The following is a 19,373-nucleotide window of genomic DNA, read 5'->3' as shown; positions in this document are numbered from 1 at the left end:
TTCTAATGTTCCACGTGGAACAATTTAATTTTTTCGTTTTCCTTAGACCTCATTAAAACAGCCTCTTCTTCACTCTTGTCTCCATAGCCCAACAAGTGCAACACCCCATGTGCCATCACCCGCTTTAACTCTGTTTCAAAATCAACCCTATACTCCTTGGCATTCTCCCGAACCCTGTCAATAGATATAAAAATATCCCCAGAAATACCACCCACTTCCTCATAAGGAAAGGTGATAATATCTGTATAGGTATCATGATTTAAATACTGCCGATTAATACCCAACAGATACTCGTCATCACAAAAAATATAATCGAGCTTACCCAAAACATCCCCTTCAGAAACAATTATCCTACCAATCCAATCGGCATAGTAGTTGAATTCCTTTAATTCAAAATCACATTCAAAATGAAAATCAATCATTTACTTTAAAATACTCTTTAACCTTAATTTGAAAATTTTGCTGCAAAGGTAAGGCTTGTCTATTTAAAATCTCCTGCTCATTACGATAATTCTCTAAAAGAGAGGGCTTAGTAAGTATAGGGTTAAGAAAAACATCTTTTGCCTGATTACTCTCACGTTCCTTCTTCTCCCCTTGCTTCATAGCCGCATTCTCCAGTTTTAGCAATTCCCTATTAATTGTATTAACCCTATTCACAGTATGTTCCGTGACACCACTTCTCAACAACTCATTTTGAAAATCCTCCATCTGTTTAACCAGCTTTTCCCCTAACTTACGATCCGAATTATTAAGCATATTCTTTAGCTGCTCTTCCAAGTGCTCCTTTATAGCTTGTTGTTCCTTATAAATCTCATAGATTTCCCTTAACTCCTCCTCACTTGGACCAGAACCACCCTGCTTATCTCCCAAACCAGTATTAGCCTCACCGTTATTCCCATTACCACTACCCTCTCTACCACCTTCCCCATCACTACCACTTTCACCATCTTGACCACTTTCACCATCTTTACCACCTTCTCCATCTTTACCACTCTTACCATCTTGGCCACTATCACCTTCCTTACCTTTTTCACCCTGCTGTCCCTCATTACCATGCTCGCCCTTATTAGCATCACTCCCCTTACTCCCCATCTTACCCATCTTATTTTTCAGCTCTTGCTGACCGGCAATAATATCAGGCAATTGAAAACCCTCACCCTTCCCCTTACCGGAACCTGCACTCATATCCTGTTGCATATTGTCCAAAACCTCCGCCAAGAAGTCAGCCAAACTATTGGCAGCCGTTAAAACATACTTCTGATAGGAACCTGCTTGGTACAATTCATTTTCAGCCAAATTATCCAAAACCTTTTCCATATTGTAATATACCTCAGTAATTTGTTCATTAACAAACTCGGACAATTCAGCCTGCCTTAAGGAAAGTGCGAAAAGACTATCATCTACATGTCCAAAAAGTTCCAATAACTCTTGTTGTTTTTTAATACCATCGGACTGTACTACTCCCAAATCCTCCCTACGTCCAAGTGCATCATACAAAATCTCCTGCTTAAAAGAAAAAGTGATAAGGTTATCCAACAATTGTCTCAACATTTCCGCATCCTCAGCCTGGGTATTACCTCCTCCTCCCGAAGCCGATTCCTTTAAACCTTCGGCCATTTCCTTCAACTTTTTAGAAGCAAACCGTTGTTTGGAGTTTAATGTTTTGGCCGGCTCACCGCCTTTATCCGAGGCATTCTTCTTACTCAATTCTTCATTAATCTCCTCCAATACGGATTTAGTATCTTCCAGTTTTTTTGAATCAACGTTTATACCAATTGGTTTATTTAAGCTATTGTTATCCTTTCTCCATTCTTTTAACTCCTTGGCGACATCGTCATATTTTATACTCAATTTCTTCTGCTCCTGCCTTAAACTATCCCGTTTCCTTTCAAATTCCTCTGAAATCAAGGACAACTGTTCTCCCGCCATATTTTCCAACTTAGTCGCCAATTCCTTGGCTTTTTGTTGCACATAATACCTTTTGGTCAGCTCTAACAACTGTTCCAAATTACGATCGGAATTCTTACTTCTTTTACCCAATTCATCCAATCGCCTAGCCAATTCCTCCTTGTCCAACTTTTTTGCCAATTCATTTAATTCCTTAAGCAATTGTTCGTTTTTCTTAGCTTCCAATTCCTGCCGCTCAAGTCGTTCTTGTAAAAGCCTATTCAATTTCTCATCCTCTTCGCCCTTTTCCAAACTCGATTTAAGTTGTGAACGAAAATTTTTCATCAACTCTTCCTGTTGACCTTGCTTCCTTAAGAATTCCCTTATCTTATTTTGCTGACTAAAATTTAGACCACTAGACTCTTTTTGTTCCTTGGTCAATTCCCTGAGCCTATTCTGTTGTTCCTTAGACTCTTTCAATCCCTTGGCCATATTACCCAAAACAGCCTTTTGAGCATCCAACCTTTTATTGTTCAACTCCTGGGAGTTTAACAAACGCGTGCTAAATACCTGACTTTTACTAAACTTTCCACCATTAATACCATCATTGTCGGCCACCTCAAAGTAATATTCATAGTTAGTACCTGAATTCAAATTTAAACCTGAAGGAAACGTATAATAAAATGTCTCTAGATTACCTTTTCCTTTTAAAAGTTCCAATACCTGCCTATCCTCCATATCTTCTTCAGAGTAAACAACAAGGCTAATGGCAGACAATCCATAGTCGTCAGATACTTCACCAACATAATAAGTAAGGTTCGGATTCAAAGAATCCAACACTTCCTCTACCCTTATTGTTGGAAATGCATCCTTAATTACCTTAAGTCTATATTCCAATATTTCATAATTATTAACAGCCTCATTAGACGTAGAAACTTCATAATCCGTATCACTTAAAACGGATTTTGAAAAACTAAAAACATTCTCCCCCCGCTTTAATTGAACCACACTATCACCCAGGTGCAAATTCACCCTATCCGTATACCGTGTTTTGATATTCCAGTTAACTTGGGTGCCTTCCGGTACGGTAGCATTACCAGTTCCTTTAATTACCTCCTTGGGTAAATTTGTATACTCCGGATAATCCAATTCCATCTCAAAATCAAGTAAAACAGGAGTATCTATTACATTTAAGACATAATTCTTGGACCTAACATCATTCCCAATGAAATAAAAAGATCCATGATTATGGGGTGGTTTAAAAACATATTCATAATACCCCTCCTTGTACTCCATAAGGAACTTTTTATTGTTGACGACAATAAAGACATCATCTGGCCTAAGCCTTCCACTTGTCCTCACTTGAAGCGTATAAGACACATCATCATAGACCGATAAATTGGAAGTTAGCAATTCAAAACTAAAAGGAGCAGGTGGTTCATAGGCCATATTATAGTTCACCACACGTTTATAGGAACCAAAAAAAGAAGATATTTCACCAGAGACCCATAACAGTGCAACAATAAGAAAGGGAATTAAAACATATTTAGCATATTTTAAATTATCTTTAAAGTCAATCGCATTCACAAAAGGGATATTTGCCAACTGCAACGAACGCTGCTCTATACTGGCCAAAAGAAGTTCTGATTTGTCAGCACTATCAGCCAAATCCAACAAATTGTACAGTTTGTCATCCACATCAGGAAAATGTTTACCAATAAGTACGGAGGCTTCTTTATTACTCAGACCACTTTTCCATTTGAACAAAAAGGTTATTGGTACAACAATATAACTCCAAACCAAAAACAATTCAACCCCCAAAAAAACCAGGAATAAAATAAATCTACCTGAGGAATTCAACCAAAAAAAGTATTCTATACCCAAAACCAGTAAAAAAAATAGAACTCCAAAAGCTAGAAAAAGTAAAACTCCCTTTACTAGCCTATGCGTATAAAATTTCGCCATAAAGGCATTAAGCTTAACAAGAATCTTATTATAATTATCCACAGCATTGTTTATTTATAACCAAGATACAAAAAAGCCTTAAGCCTTTATGGCTCAATAGTACCTTATCCAAATAGAACTCTTTGTGTATCTTTGCCCAAAAACTAATTTAAATGACTGGAAAAGTAAGAGTAAGATTTGCTCCCAGCCCAACAGGGCCTTTACATATAGGTGGTGTACGCACTGCCCTATTCAACTATTTATTCGCCAAAAAACATCAGGGTGAATTCATATTAAGAATAGAAGATACCGATCAAAAAAGGTATGTTGAAGGTGCCGAACAATATATAATAGACGCCCTTAACTGGTGCCAAATACCTTACGACGAAGGCCCTGGCAAGGAAAAGAAATACGGCCCATATAGGCAAAGTGAACGAAAAGAGCTTTATAAACAATACGCAGAAGCTCTTATTAACAGCGGACATGCCTATTATGCCTTTGATAGCAGCGAGCAATTGGACTTTCACAGAAAAGACCACGAGGCCAAAGGAAAAACCTTTATTTACAACTACCACAACCGACTTAAACTAGCTAATTCCTTATCCCTCAGCAAGGAGGAAACCTTGACAAAAATACAATCGGGAGAGGATTATGTTGTGCGATTTAAAACCCCACAGGATACTCAAATACCACTTAAAGACTTGATCAGGGGAAACATCACAATAGATTCCAATACCTTGGACGATAAGGTACTGTTTAAAAGTGATGGCATGCCAACCTACCATTTAGCCAATATTGTGGATGACCACCTCATGGAAATTAGCCATGTAATAAGAGGTGAAGAATGGTTACCTTCCCTAGCCTTACACAAACAACTATACGATGCCCTAGGTTGGGAAGCTCCCCAATTTGCACATTTACCACTTATAATGAAACCGGTAGGCAAGGGAAAGCTAAGTAAAAGGGATGGTGAGAAAATGGGATTTCCCGTATTTCCGTTAAGTTGGAAGGATTCTATAGGATACCGCGAAGCCGGTTACTTCCCAGAAGCCGTTACCAACTTTCTAGCGCTCCTAGGCTGGAACCCGGGAACAGAGCAGGAAATATTTTCCCTTTCCGAATTAGTAGAAAACTTTAGCATAGAACGGGTAAACAAATCCGGAGCCCGCTTTGATCCTGATAAAACCAAATGGTACAATCAGCATTATATGCAAGAAAAGGACAATACAGAACTGGCCCATAAATTTATAGCGTCACTAAAAACCAAAAACATAACGCTACCAGAAGATAAAAAGGAGGTCGCCTATGCCGAAAAGGTCATATCCCTGATAAAGGAACGGGCCGTATTCCTGGACGATCTATGGGAATTAGGGAACTATTTTTTTGAGGCCCCAAGCTCTTATAATGCCAAGGCGGTTAAAAAACAATGGAAAGAAGACACCCCCAATATCATGGAAGAGGTAGCAAAGCTGGTTAACGGTTTGGAAGACTACACTTCAGAAGTTTTGGAAAAGACTGTAAAACAATGGATAACCGATAAGGGATTGTCCTTCGGCAAGGTTATGCCCCCCTTAAGACTTATAATCGTAGGAGATATGAAGGGTCCGCATTTATTCGACATTATGGCCCTTATAGGCAAGCAAGACACGGTAGAACGCATTAAAACAGCTATAAAGCAATTAAATAGCTAAAATAATATTATTTATATGTTACCTATGCAAAGGGGAAACTGTAACATAATTGGGAAAAATTAGACGTATCCCATAAGTCTTTCGTACATTGATTAACTAATCTTTAAACAACTAATCATGGGTTCATTCTTATTAATACCGATACTATTTTTCGGCCTAATTATTCTATTTTCTTCCTTCTTTACCGTAAAGCAACAAACCGCAGTTATCATTGAACGCTTCGGAAAATTCCAAAGTATTCGCAATTCGGGTCTCCAGATGAAGATTCCACTTGTAGACCGCATTGTAGCAAGAATGGGATTAAAAATTCAACAATTGGACGTAATTGTTGAGACCAAGACCTTGGATGATGTTTTTGTAAAACTTAAAATATCTGTTCAGTACGTTGTTCTAAAAAACAAGGTCTACGAGGCATTTTACCAATTGGAATATCCACATGACCAAATTACATCCTATGTATTTGACGTAGTGCGTGCCGAGGTTCCAAAAATGAAATTGGACGACGTTTTTGTAAAAAAGGATGATATTGCGATAGCGGTTAAAACCGAACTGCAAGATGCCATGTTAGACTACGGATACGATATTATTAAGACCCTGGTGACCGATATTGATCCAGATGCACAGGTAAAAGAAGCCATGAACCGCATTAATGCTTCGGAACGGGAAAAAATAGCGGCCCAGTTTGAAGGGGATGCCGCCCGTATCCTAATTGTAGAAAAGGCAAAGGCCGAGGCAGAAAGTAAGCGTTTACAGGGTCAGGGAATCGCCGATCAACGAAGGGAAATAGCCCGTGGATTGGAAGAATCCGTAGAGGTACTCAATAAGGTGGGAATCAATTCCCAAGAAGCTTCTGCCTTAATAGTGGTTACCCAACATTATGATACTTTACAGTCTATTGGGGAAGAGACCAATACCAATCTCATACTATTGCCCAATTCTCCCCAGGCCGGAAGCGATATGCTAAATAATATGGTTGCCTCCTTTACGGCCAGTAATATGATTGGGGAGTCCATGAAAAAGCAGGCCCCGAAGAAGAAGGATAACAGTTAAATGCCCTTACACACTGGTCGGAGAACCAAAAAAACCTTTTACTACTCTATCCACATAGTAGTAAAAGGTTTTTTTAAGATTATATTTTAATGCTTTTAACCCAATTTATTAAGTATTTTTTTGGCCACAAAGGACAACAACAACTTCTTGGCTACCCCTTTAAAACCTCCCAGAATATTAGTAGGATAAAAACTAGATTTGAGTCCGTTAAGGTGAAGTTTTAGTTGTTCACTATCTACCTGTCGTTGTAAACGCAAGATCTTCAATTCCTGATCAATTTCATTAAAAGAACTAAATTCGGATTTTTTCATAATTTAATCATCAAAATAATATGCTGAAAACTTCTTCAAAATAGGCCTGTCCAATCTATCTCTGAACAAGTACAACAACCAGCCCAAAAGCACATAGATTATACCAACCGATACAAAACCGAGAAATGTATTCTCCAACCACAGCCCCATACCATATGCCATCCCAAAGGACAATATGAATAGAGCCAAAAGCGCTATACTTCCTATGAGAAGCAATTTTACCATACCAGATATACTGCGCATCAATATTTTAAATACGTGAAGTTTATAATACTTCTCGGTATTTTCTAAATAGGATCGCATATCCTTATCGATATCAGAAAGATTTTCCTTTAGTTCTTCCAAGGCCATCTAATTGTTACTTATTTCTGAAGTTGGGCATTCTTATTCTTAAGATCTACCAGTTTCTTTTCCAATGCGGAAATAATATCATCTGCCTTATAACTCATATTGGAAATGGTATCTTCCAACTTCTGTTCAAAATCTACCTTTTTGGCCTCTGCCGTTTTGGTGAGTTCTTCGGTTGCCTGCGTAATTCTATGGGAGATATCATCTGAGGCCTCCACTGCCTTTTTCTTAATTTTCTTTCTCGTCTTAACTCCTTTGTCCGGAGCATAAAGAACTCCAACTCCCGCTCCAATTGCAGCACCTACTAAAAGAGCCAATAAAGTATTTCCACTGTCGTTTGTCATAATTTTATATGTTTTAAGTTAAACTTATATTTATCCCAATTATACTGTACCGAGGTGCACCCTCAAGAAAAGAACAAGAACTTTAGGATTATAATCCCAAAATCTTAAGCTACCCCTCGCCTTCCAATATGGAAACAAGGGTTAATCTGCTATAATTGGTTATGTTCCAAAATTAGCGGGTAAGTACCTTTGAAAATGCCACTATCCAATAAACTTTTGACTCGAACCCGAATAATTGGCCTGTTTTTTATACAAACCTTAAATAAGGCCAAATAAGGCAGGAATTAACACAAAGTAAAGGAATCATATTAACCAAAAACAAAACAGCAGCAAATAACAGCTATGGCCTCTATATACAATAGAAAATACCAATTGTTATATACACTCTAATAAACTTATTTTATATAGATATTTTTTCCTGTATTTCTAAAAAAAAACCGGAAATTAGAACATTTCCAACACGTATGAACCACAGGGAAAGGAATTATAATAAACCAAAAAAAAGCCACAGCAAATAAAAGCTGTGGCCTCTGTTATAAATAGAAAATACCAATAATTATATGTTCTTTTATAAAATTATCTAATACTACTTTTTTTCCTGAATTTTGGCCCAAGTATCCCTTAAGCCAACAGTTCTGTTAAAAACCAATTTTTCCGGGCCACTATCTTCATCAATATTAAAATAACCTATTCGCTGAAACTGGAAGCGCTCTCCTACTTTGGCATTGGCCAATCCTGGTTCTACCTTGGCAGTAATAACCTTTAACGAATCTGGATTAATAAAATCCAAAAATTCCTTGTCTTTATGGGCGTCCGGTGTTTCATCGGTAAAGAGTCGGTCATACAGCCTTACCTCGGCCTCTACCGCATGCCCCGCAGATACCCAATGCAGTGTACCTTTTACCTTTCTTAAACTCTCTTCGGTACCGCTACCACTCTTACTTTTAGGATCATAGGTACATTGTACTTCCACAATATTCCCATCGGTATCTTTTGTACACGATTCAGCCTTAATAATATAACCGTTCTTTAGTCTTACCTCACCGCCCAACTTTAACCTAAAGAATTTCCTATTGGCCTCTTCCTTAAAATCTTCCTGTTCTATATACAATTCCTTGGAAAAAGGAAGTTGTCTAAACCCAGCCGACTCATCTTCCGGATTATTTTCAGCATCCAACCACTCCTCTTCCCCTTCAGGATAATTTGTAATCACCAACTTTAAAGGGTTTAGAACAGCCATAACCCTCGGTGCAATTTTGTTAAGGTGCTCCCGCACATGAAATTCCAATAAGGAAACATCCACCACATTATCTCTTTTTGCAATACCAATAGTATCTGCAAAATTCCTAATAGACTCCGGTGTGTAGCCTCTACGTCTCAGGCCAGATATGGTAGGCATTCTGGGATCGTCCCAACCTTTTACAAAACCTTGTTCTACCAATTGTAGCAATTTTCGTTTGCTCACCACAGTATGACTAAAATTTCTACGGGCAAATTCCCTTTGTTTGGGCCTTACACGATCGCTGTCCACAATTTGATCCAGAAACCAATCATACAATTCCCTGTGCATGGCAAATTCCAAGGTACATAAGGAATGGGAAACCTGTTCTATATAATCGCTCTCCCCATGCGTCCAATCATACATAGGGTAAATACACCAATCGGTATTTGTTCTGTGATGGGCCCTGTATAAAATACGGTACATTATGGGGTCGCGCATTAGCATATTGGACGATGCCATATCTACTTTGGCCCTTAAGACATGCTCACCCTCCTTAAACTCGCCATTCTTCATCTTCTGGAACAACTGCAGATTCTCTTCCACGGACCGTTCCCTGAAGGGGCTTGCAGTACCAGCTTCTGTTGGTGTCCCTTTTTGGGAAGCAATTTCCTCTGAAGACTGGCTATCCACATAGGCTTTACCTTCCTCTATCAGCTTAATTGCCCAATCATACAACTGCTGAAAATAATCTGAAGCAAAACACTCTGTATCCCACTCATATCCAAGCCATTTCACATCCTCTTTTATGGCATCTACATATTCCTGCTCCTCCTTGGCCGGATTGGTATCATCAAAACGCAGATTCACCGGTGCCTCATAGGTTATTCCCAAACCAAAATTTAGACATATAGAACTGGCGTGACCAATATGTAAATAGCCATTGGGTTCTGGCGGAAACCTAAATCGCAGCTTTTCTTTTGGAAAGCCCTTACCTAGATCCTCTTCTACAATATGCTCTATAAAATTCAGCGATTTTGATGCGTCACTCATATTATCATTTTAGATGCGCAAATGTAGCAAAAATGCAGGGAAAGCCGCCTATAAAAACCATATACCATACAATAAAGTGGGTTTCACAACAGTTTTAAATACCCTTACAACTTAAAATTTTTTGTCATGGTTTAATACAACATATTTGTGATTGCATACATTCTAACCCAGTGTATTGCCAATTTTTGAAATAAGTTATCTTATAATTATTAACAATAAAGCTGGTAGTAACCCCAAACTACGACACACCATGGACACGAACAAAACAAAAAACCTACTTCTATTGGTTCTAACAGTTATGATGTTGGGTAGTACCTCTTCTCTACTAGCACAGACATTAAACAAACCCACACCCGCCGACAATCCAAATTTAGCCGGTAATTCGGTATGGACGGCAGCATGCGGCTCTGCCAGCTTCAATGAATATTATATTAATTTTACCTGGCTACCCAGCGTAAACAGTGATAATAAATTTATACTGGAATTATCGGACGCCAGTGGCTCCTTTAGCAATCCCAAGGAATTGGCTACGGTATCCGATAAAAACGCCAACTTCGATTTCGACATAAAATTTTCCCTACCAACCGATACCCGAGGCGATGGCTATCGCTTTAGAGTTAGAAGTACTAGTCCGGCCAAAATAAGCCCGGTATCGGACGCCTTTGAAATGTATTATATCGATTTTAATTCTACCCTCGCTATTCGGGAATTAGGAGATACCGCTTCCACCCCTTCACAAAAAATTCAACTTTGTGACGGCGGAAGCACTACCTTGGAAGTATACAACGTAGAAAATCCAGAAACCTATAGGTATAATTGGTACCGCAACACTTCCCCTTTTACTTCAGGCGGTAGTGGTTCCTCCATAACCGTTACAGAAAGCGGCTATTATGTAGTGGAGCTGGATTACGGATCTACCTGCTCCGGATCGGCCAACACCCAATCCCTTTCCATAGAGGTACAGATTGGATCCAGTGTAGGCTTGGCGTTAAATACTCCACCCAAAACAGAACTATGCTCAGGCGAAAGTGTACCCCCATTGGAAGCCAATATGAACTATCCTGATCTATACTACACATGGTACAAGGATGGTAATATAATACAAGCAAGCACTCTAGGAGCCTATACCTATGCCATAGACACCAATGATGCCACTTTTCCAGGTGACTATTCCGTTAAAATACAGGGAGACGGTATCTGTACCGAAACCTCCAATATCGTTAGTTTTACCAATGCCGGCATTTTTACCGTTAATAGGGACAATCCTGCCAACATGGTGATACTACCTGGAGCAACGGCCAATCTTGCCGTTTCATCGGACGCTTCTGCGGTTTCTTACCAATGGTATAAGGACAATACGGCCCTGTCAGGGGAAACCAATGCCAATCTTGAGGCCAATGAAACAGGGGTATATTATGCAGAGGTTACCCTCACTGGCGGTGCCTGTACCTCTGCCACCAAAAAATCTGAAGAAACCACTGTAGTACACCCAGATTCCTTTGAAATACAGGTGGACTATAGTACAGCATATACCGAATGTAATAATACCAGTATAGTCCTGGAAGTTAGTAAAATTAATGCGCTGCTCTCCGATGGTAGCAAGACAGAGGTTACCTCTGATCTTATTAATAACTTTACCTATCAATGGCAACGTGATGGGTCCAACATTGCCACCAACAACCACAATATTAGCCTAACCGATACCAATGAGAACGGAACCTACAGGTTATTGGGCAGTCTAGACAGTTTTAACGTAACATCAAACGAACTGCCAGTAAGACTATTAACCAATGAATCCTTGACAATATCTGCAACCAGTACTGTGATCTGTAATACAGATGATACCATTACTATCTCTACCGATACAGATCTGACAGGAGAAAATTTCAGCTGGTTAAAGGACGGAACAGATCTCAACATCACAAGTAACAACCTCCCGGTAAATACTCCAGGTACGTACCAGCTTACCATTGAAAAGAACGGCTGTACATTAAGATCCAACGAAGTAACTATATCGCCATTGGACAACTCCCTAATAGCTCTTAGTACCGCAAACAGTGAAGTAGTCTTTCCGGAAGGCGGCAGTAAAATAATATCTGCCAGTGGAGCCAATAGCTATAAATGGTATGACCAAAACAATAATTTGTTAAGTGATACAGACACGGTTAGCATTACACAGGAAGGCAATTACTTGGTCATTGCTACTATTGACAATTGTGAGGTATCCAAATCATTTACAGCTTCATATCAGGACACCTTTGGTATTCCAAACGTCATAACCGCCAATGGGGACGGGTATAATGACCAATGGATAATACCCAATACATATACTAAAGATGCCGATATCACAGTTATTATATATAATGATAAAGGCGAAGAAGTACTCAACCAACAACAATACAAAAACAACTGGCCGGAGGCATCTATGTCATTTCCAAAGCAGAATATGGTCTTTTACTACACCATAAAAAATGCCAATGAAACCTTGAAAAAAGGAACCATAACCGTAATACGTTAACCCAAGATGTTTAAAAAAGCTTATCTATATATACTATTATGCTTATTTAGCCTGCCCAACGCCTTGGCGCAGGAAGAGACTCCGTTTGTATCCTACGACGTTCCTTCACAGAACCTCTTAAAGTTCAACCGTTTTCTCATAAACCCTACCTTTTCCACGGTACGGGAAGACAAATCCTATATTAACTTGTTACACAGAAACCAATCGGTTTCTTTTGACGACAATAACCAAGATTATTTTTTAAGCTACAGTGGTAGGGTTAATGATCGTAGCGGTCTGGGGCTAAGCCTATACACCCAACGGGAAGGACTCATCTCCAACTATGGCGTAATGGCAAACTATGCTTACGGGATAAAATTAAGTGATAAAAGCAACTTCACCTTTGGCGCCAACCTTGCCTATTACAACAGTGGTTTTGACAGGAATAGGGCCAATGCCTTAGACCCCAATGACCCAGCTTTAAACGGATTACAGGATTCCAATCTATTATCATTCCAACCGGGATTTAATATTTCATATGGTAAATTTGATTTTGGGATTTTTGCCGAAAACCTATTCGACTATAACCTTAAGACCAGTGAAACAATTACGGCATTCATGGACAAAACCTTCTCAGGTCATTTACAATATACCCATCAGTTTAAAAATACGGATGGCGTGTTGGAACAAGGGCGTTTAATGCCTTTGGCCCGGGTACGTAAAATTGGAAATGAAGAAGTAGTTTTGGGTGGCAGCCTTATCCTGGACCTACCCCGATTAGGATGGATACAAGGTGGCTATGATAGCTTTTATGGGGCATCGGCCGGAATTGGGTTCAATATCAACCGTAGGCTTTCCCTAGGCTACACCATGGAAAAAGGTTTATCTAACAACTTCGACAATTTTGGAGTAACCCATGAAATATCCTTTGCTTATTCAATTACCCCAACACTCACAGAAGATAGGGTAATGCTAGAGGAAGGTTATGAAGAGCTGGCTGCCAAAGAAGAGGAACCAGAAGAGGTGATCACTGCCCAACAATTGGAGATAGAAAAGCTTAAAAAAGCCCTGGCCGAAAACGACGAAATATTGGCCGAATTAATGTTCCGCCAAGATTCTGCTGAAACAAATCGTCAACGCGATTTGGAACGCAGGTTCGAAATGGTCATGAGAATGGTTAGGGAAGAAACCAAGGGCAATCGACCAGACGTGGAAGAAAAAGCCAGAAAGATGTATCTGGTCAATAACCAAAACGGAGGCCTTGTATCCAATACCAAACCTAAGCGAGAAAATAAACCAAACGTTATAAATTCCTTTGCTCAACCTAAGGATGCCCTTGCCACCAAAAAGACGGAAACCACAATAAATCCAGAGAAAACTCAACAGAATCAATCTGAAAACGAGTTTACTAAGTTGGCAAAACAAAATAATATTAAAAGCAGGGTATTTAGAAATCTAGATGGGGTAACAGACGGATACTATGTGGTGGCCAATGTGTACAAAGGCGAAAAGTACCTTAATAAATTTATTCAGGGATTGACCCAAAAAGGAGTACGTGCAGACTACTTTGAAAATCCGAAAAACGGACTTAAATATGTATATCTTGAAAGATATGACTCCTGGCAAGAAGCGCTGGCTGCACATAAATCCAACGTAAAAGGAACATATACACAAGATATGTGGATCATGAACGTGGACAATAGTCGCTATTCCGATGCCGATAAAGCCTACGTACAAAACGTTAATAAAATAAAGGAGAAATCAACCCAGTACGGACTGGACCAACTTCAAAAAAATGTTGTGGTCAGGGACAATGTAACAGCCAAGGACGTCAACGCTAAAACCTATGCTATAAAGGGCACGGATTCAGGTTTCTACATAATTGCCAATGTTTTTGCCAATGCCAACAATGCCAATAGGTTTGTAAAACTACTCAATGCCCAAGGCCTTAGTGCAAGTTATTTTATTAACCCAGAAAATAACTATCGGTATGTATATTTGAAGAAACATGAATCTTGGAACAACGCCTTAGTGTCCTATTATTCTAAAATAAACGATACCTATAACGACAAGATGTGGATCATGCGGGTAACTCCAGGCCAAATTACCTAAAGAATATCTTTTTAGCCACCCCTAACACCTTGCAGACTTCCATAACCCTTACCCACCTATTGCTATCCCAATCCATTTCATAGAACAAGGATAATAGAACTATTCTCATAATTTGCCATTTATTTAAAAAATAAACCGGGAATTGGATTTCCCTTATCCCCAACTCTTCGCCCACCTACCTGTCTATCAACTCCCAATTTAATTCCTACTACTGCTCCTAAACAATTAGTAATCAAGGTTTATAGGTGGACATTTTAAACACCTTTTAGTTTTAAAATTCTCATTTCTAATTCCCACAGTGGTTGCTATCAAAAAAAAAAGCTCACCATACAATAAAAGCCTTTCACAACAGAAATACACTCGCCTACAACATTAAATTCCACAATTCGGCTTTAAGGTTAATATTTGTTATTGAGTGTCAGGATTTTAGAAACTTATCAAAAATGTTATCAACATTAAAGGCCTAGAGCTTCTAAAAACCAACATATTTAAAGCATGTCAGTGGTGAAATAGGAACACCGCTGATAAAACTATACCAAACTATTTTACCTAATGGAGTCAAAACACATCAAAAAACTACTACTGACAGCTCTATTGCTATTAGGCTTCTTCAGTGCGTATTCACAGGTAAAAAACAATTTTGAAGTTCGTTATGAAAATGAACTACGTGGCGATATTACCTTTATTGCCAACAATATTGTGAATAGAAAAACCGATGGCTATTGGAAGGGCAAAAAAAAGAATAGGGTTTGGGTCCCAGGCCAGGATCCTAATGATCCCTATAATGAAACAGGCAGTTCGTCGTCCTATAACGATGACCTGGACATGCAGTATATTGATATAGACGGAGATTCCAATACCTTTAGTTCCAGTAGCGCAATTTTAACGGTTCCAAATCCCGAATGTGCCAAGGTACGATATGCCGGACTCTATTGGTCTGCCGTATTTAAAGAAAACAACAGGACAGGCTTTGACCAGATGAAATTTAAGATCCCAGGGGGCTCTTACCAAGACCTAACCGCTGATGAAATATTGTTTGATGGAGAGGGCGATGCCGACTTTGGGTACTACAGTCCATATGCCTGTTATAAAGATATCACCTCTATCATAACTGCCATGGCAGACCCTAATGGGGAATACTTTGCTGCCAATATAATGGCCAGCTCTGGAAGTAGTATATCTGGGGGTGTTTCCGGGGGATGGAAAATGGTAGTAGTTTATGAAGATCCAAATTTACCTGGAAAATACATTACTACCTTTGATGGTTACGCAGGTATTAAGTCAGGAGAAACTGTTGATATCCCGGTAAACGGGTTTACTACATTACCTGCACCATTTCCAGTGATTGCACAACTTGGGGTAGGAACATTGGAAGGTGATAACAAAATTGGCGGAGACGGACTCTCCATAAAGGCCAACAGTAATATAACTTACACCCAATTGGGAAATACTGTAAACCCTACCAACAATTTTTTTAATAGTAATATTACCAGGGCAGATGCCATTGTAACGGATAGAAATCCCAACTCCGAAAATACACTTGGTTGGGATGTAGACTTTTTTAATATAACCAACCCTTTAAACGGTGTAATACCCAACAATGAGACCGGGGCTACACTAAGGGCAAGCTCCTCACAGGACAAATACGACATTTTCTTTACCTCCTTTGACGTTGAGATTATTGAACCTATTATCAACTTGGTTAAAACCGTTGAGGATATTGCCGGTAACGATATTACGGGACAAGGCGTTAACCTTGGACAGACCTTGGACTATGTACTTACCTTTCAAAACGTGGGTAACGACGATGCCAATAACTACACCATCAAGGACATATTGCCCATAAACGTTACCTTGGACGAAACCAATTTTACACTACCTGCCGGTGTCACCTATACCTATGATGAACCTAGCAGAATGGTATTGTTTAGTATTCCCAACTCCTTGGTGGAGGAAAATGATCCTGAAGCCACCATTCGTATGAGGGTTAGGGTAGCCGAAAACTGCTTCGATTTTATTGATGCCTGTTCAGATCTTATTCAAAATTTAGCCTATTCTACCTATCAAGGGGTACTGAACAGCAACCAAATTAGTGATGATCCCAGTGTAACCGACTTTGATAGTTGTGGTTTTGTAACACCAGGGGCTACCAATTTTCTATTGGACGATTTGGACGACTGTAACTTCGCCAGAACCGTGCAATTATGTGGAGATGAAGTACTTCTGGATGCAGGAAATGGATTTGACGAGTATGTATGGTATAAGGATGAAAATGGAAACCAACAATTAGATTCTGCCGATACTGTAATTACAGATGGTGATCCGGATAATGACCCAAGTACTTTCTTAGTAAATACCGTTGGTACGTATATTGTAGATAAAATTGTTGCTGACCCTTGTAAAGGCTTTAAAGAAATACTCACCGTAGAACGTTTTGGGACCACCCAAACCAACCCTATAGTAGATTTATTCAATACCAGCAATAACGATGCCGACCCCAGCAACGATATTCAGGGCGAAATTGTAAATTGTTCCATAGATGGCAGTCCCTTACCAAAAATATTCCTTTGTGGTGTAAACGATACACAACCCTTAAATATCAATATTACCGATGCCCTAAGTATAGAATGGGAACAGCTGGTAGAAGGAAGCTGTACCGATTCCGGTGATGATTGCGGGAATAAAAACGCCACCTGTACCTGGAATCAAGTATCCACAGGATCTAACTTTACCGCCAATAGTGCCGGTAAGTTCCGATTGGTAATTAATTACCAGGACGGATGTTTTAGTCGGTTCTATTTCAATGTATTCCAAAACAATTTGGATGTACAATACAACTCCAACGATATTATTTGTAACACTCCTGGAAACATTACCATTACCAATTTAGGTGCAGGATACGGTTACCAATTATACGATATTGCCAACAATACCATAGTAGTTCCCTATAGTGACAACAACGGGCCTAACTTTACCATCAACACCAATGGTGCCTATAGAGTGGGTATTATGCAATTGGATCCCATCACAGGACAACCTATTGATGGTTCTTGTGAATTTAGTACCCCGGAAATTGGAATCAGGGATAGGGATTTTCAACTCAACATTACAACCACTGCAGCTACATGTAGCACCTTGGGTAGCATAAACATTCAAGCAATGAATGTTGAGGCCAATTACGAATATGAGATTAGAATTGATGATGGAACCAACGGTGGCAACGGTACCCTATTAGATAACGAGACAGCACAACCTGATAATAATTTCACATTTGAAAATTTAAATGCTGGTAACTATATTATCCGTGTCCGCACTGATGATGGTTGTTTCCAGGAGGAAAAGGTTACCGTTCTAAGTGAGGCCGACTTGGACTTAACAGCAAGAATTTCCCAACATATTAGTTGTAAGGAAGGTAATATCCTTATGGATTCCAGTGGCGGAAAAACGCCTCATACCTACGCCATTTGGTCTTACGTGGATGAAGGTGGTAATACCGTGACCTCTTATCCGAACGTAACCTCTATACCACCAGGCAATTTTCAAACAAGTCAAATATTTGATATACTGGACCCAGGGGATTATACATTTGTAGTCGTAGATAGAAACAACTGTTATACATTTTCCAATACCGTAACCATAAATTTGGTTCCAGCGGTAGAATTTACAACCTCTGTTGCCGATGAAAGTTGTTATGGAGCGCAAGACGGTAGTATAGTCTATAATATGACAAATACCAATGGCTATAAGGTTGAGTATACCTTAACCTACGAAGATCCCGAAACTGATGACGTAATTAATTCCTCAGGAACTTTTACTGGCCTGCCTCAAGGCAATTATACAGTAACACTTACACAATCCAAAGGAGGGGCAAGTTGCGATTTTATCCAAGATTTCACTATAGGTGGTCCAGCAGACGGCATTTCTGGTGATGCAGTACTAATACAAGACTATAGCTGCCTACAAGATGGTATTATAGAAGTACAAAACATAAGTGGGGGTACTGCACCCTATTCCTTTAGCATAGATGGTGTAAATTTTGTAAGCGGTGCCGGATCGGAAACTTTTTCCAACCTAAACAGTGGAAGCTACGAAATTACCATTAGGGATGCTACACTTTGTACCTTTGTAACCAATACCATTGTAATAGCGCCTCTTGATGAGCCTACCGACCTAACTTTTACGTCTACGGCACCCAATTGTCCAGACCAAACCTCCAATGTTACGGTTACAGCGGTAAACGGTATTGACCCTTTAAACATAGAAATCATTGCCCCATTGGCAATAAACGCCACCACCGCTTCTGGAAAAACAGCCACCTTTAACAACCTAGATCCGGACACCTACACCTTTAGGGTTACAGATAGTAAGGGTTGTTCTTATGACGAAACCTACACCATTACTCCAGTTGATCCAATTCAGGTTATTGGTACCTTGATCAGCAACGTAACTTGTATAGGAAATGCAGATGGAGCCCTAGACTATGAAATAAATGATTTTAGCACTACCTATAGCTATTCTGTTAACGGTGCAACGGCAATTACAGGACAGTCTGCCAACACAATTAATCTAACTGGTCTGGTAGCCGGTGACTATACCATTACAGTGACCGACGATGCCACCAACTGTACCGATACCGCTACCGTAACGGTAAGCGAGCCCGCTACGGCCATGGCACTTGCCTATGACCTTACCCCTTTGACCTGTGCCGCCGATGGTTCGGTGACCATTGAGGCAACAAACGGTTGGGGAGGATATTCCTATCAACTTACAGAACCGGATGCCAATATAGTGGGTCCACAGTCCGGCAATGTGTTCGGCGGACTCACCAAAGTGGGAACCTATACCATTACAGTGACCGATGCAGGTGGATGTTCCGTGACCGATACCTTTGATATCTCAACACCAGCAATCCCTACG

Annotated in this window: 10 protein-coding genes and 1 pseudogene; 5 read left to right on the top strand and 6 right to left on the bottom strand. The window is 39.7% G+C overall.

Annotated features, from left to right (window positions below; translation table 11 throughout):
• Nucleotides 1–2: 2 nt before the first annotated feature.
• Nucleotides 3–422: an rRNA maturation RNase YbeY gene (ybeY, locus tag EHW67_RS06700; RefSeq protein WP_126161578.1), complete on the bottom strand. Its 420-nt coding sequence runs from the start codon at nucleotides 420–422 to the stop codon at nucleotides 3–5.
• Entirely contained in the window at nucleotides 415–3,654 is a 3,240-nt protein-coding gene (locus EHW67_RS20350) for a coiled-coil domain-containing protein (RefSeq protein ID WP_158285089.1), read from the bottom strand. The genes ybeY and EHW67_RS20350 overlap by 8 nt, the downstream gene beginning before the upstream one ends.
• A 350-nt stretch (nucleotides 3,655–4,004) precedes the next feature.
• On the opposite strand from EHW67_RS20350, the gene gltX reads away from it, so the two are divergent.
• Together gltX and EHW67_RS06690 are read left to right on the top strand one after the other, a co-directional pair.
• Complete coding sequence (gltX, locus tag EHW67_RS06695; protein ID WP_126161577.1) at nucleotides 4,005–5,522, top strand: glutamate--tRNA ligase; 1,518 nt, start codon at nucleotides 4,005–4,007, stop codon at nucleotides 5,520–5,522.
• A gap of 117 nt (nucleotides 5,523–5,639) precedes the next feature.
• Nucleotides 5,640–6,572, top strand: a complete 933-nt coding sequence (locus EHW67_RS06690; protein ID WP_126161576.1) for an SPFH domain-containing protein — start codon at nucleotides 5,640–5,642, stop codon at nucleotides 6,570–6,572.
• A gap of 95 nt (nucleotides 6,573–6,667) precedes the next feature.
• On the opposite strand, the gene EHW67_RS06685 is transcribed toward EHW67_RS06690, so the two are convergent.
• From EHW67_RS06685 to EHW67_RS06670, 4 genes are all read right to left on the bottom strand, one after another.
• Entirely contained in the window at nucleotides 6,668–6,883 is a 216-nt protein-coding gene (locus EHW67_RS06685; RefSeq protein WP_126161575.1) for a DUF6327 family protein, read from the bottom strand.
• A 3-nt stretch (nucleotides 6,884–6,886) separates the two neighbouring features.
• Nucleotides 6,887–7,234, bottom strand: a complete 348-nt coding sequence (locus EHW67_RS06680; protein ID WP_126161574.1) for a phage holin family protein — start codon at nucleotides 7,232–7,234, stop codon at nucleotides 6,887–6,889.
• A gap of 11 nt (nucleotides 7,235–7,245) precedes the next feature.
• Complete coding sequence (locus EHW67_RS06675) at nucleotides 7,246–7,575, bottom strand: YtxH domain-containing protein (protein ID WP_126161573.1); 330 nt, start codon at nucleotides 7,573–7,575, stop codon at nucleotides 7,246–7,248.
• Between the two features lie 586 nt (nucleotides 7,576–8,161).
• On the bottom strand, nucleotides 8,162–9,847 hold the full coding sequence (locus EHW67_RS06670; RefSeq protein WP_126161572.1) for a glutamine--tRNA ligase/YqeY domain fusion protein: 1,686 nt from the start codon (nucleotides 9,845–9,847) through the stop codon (nucleotides 8,162–8,164).
• A gap of 250 nt (nucleotides 9,848–10,097) precedes the next feature.
• On the opposite strand from EHW67_RS06670, the gene EHW67_RS06665 reads away from it, so the two are divergent.
• The 3 genes and pseudogenes from EHW67_RS06665 to EHW67_RS20455 form a co-directional block, all read left to right on the top strand.
• Entirely contained in the window at nucleotides 10,098–12,365 is a 2,268-nt protein-coding gene (locus EHW67_RS06665; RefSeq protein WP_126161571.1) for a T9SS type B sorting domain-containing protein, read from the top strand.
• 6 nt (nucleotides 12,366–12,371) lie between these two features.
• Nucleotides 12,372–14,456, top strand: coding sequence for a PorP/SprF family type IX secretion system membrane protein (locus EHW67_RS06660; RefSeq protein ID WP_126161570.1), 2,085 nt, complete (start codon nucleotides 12,372–12,374; stop codon nucleotides 14,454–14,456).
• 552 nt (nucleotides 14,457–15,008) lie between these two features.
• Nucleotides 15,009–19,373, top strand: a pseudogene (locus EHW67_RS20455) (DUF11 domain-containing protein); the annotation flags it as partial.

This window comes from Arenibacter aquaticus (assembly GCF_003957295.1).
In the GTDB taxonomy this organism is placed as follows: Bacteria; Bacteroidota; Bacteroidia; order Flavobacteriales; family Flavobacteriaceae; genus Arenibacter; species Arenibacter aquaticus.
The sequence above is the reverse complement of the archived record's forward strand: the minus strand, read 5'-3'. Positions and strand labels throughout refer to the sequence as shown.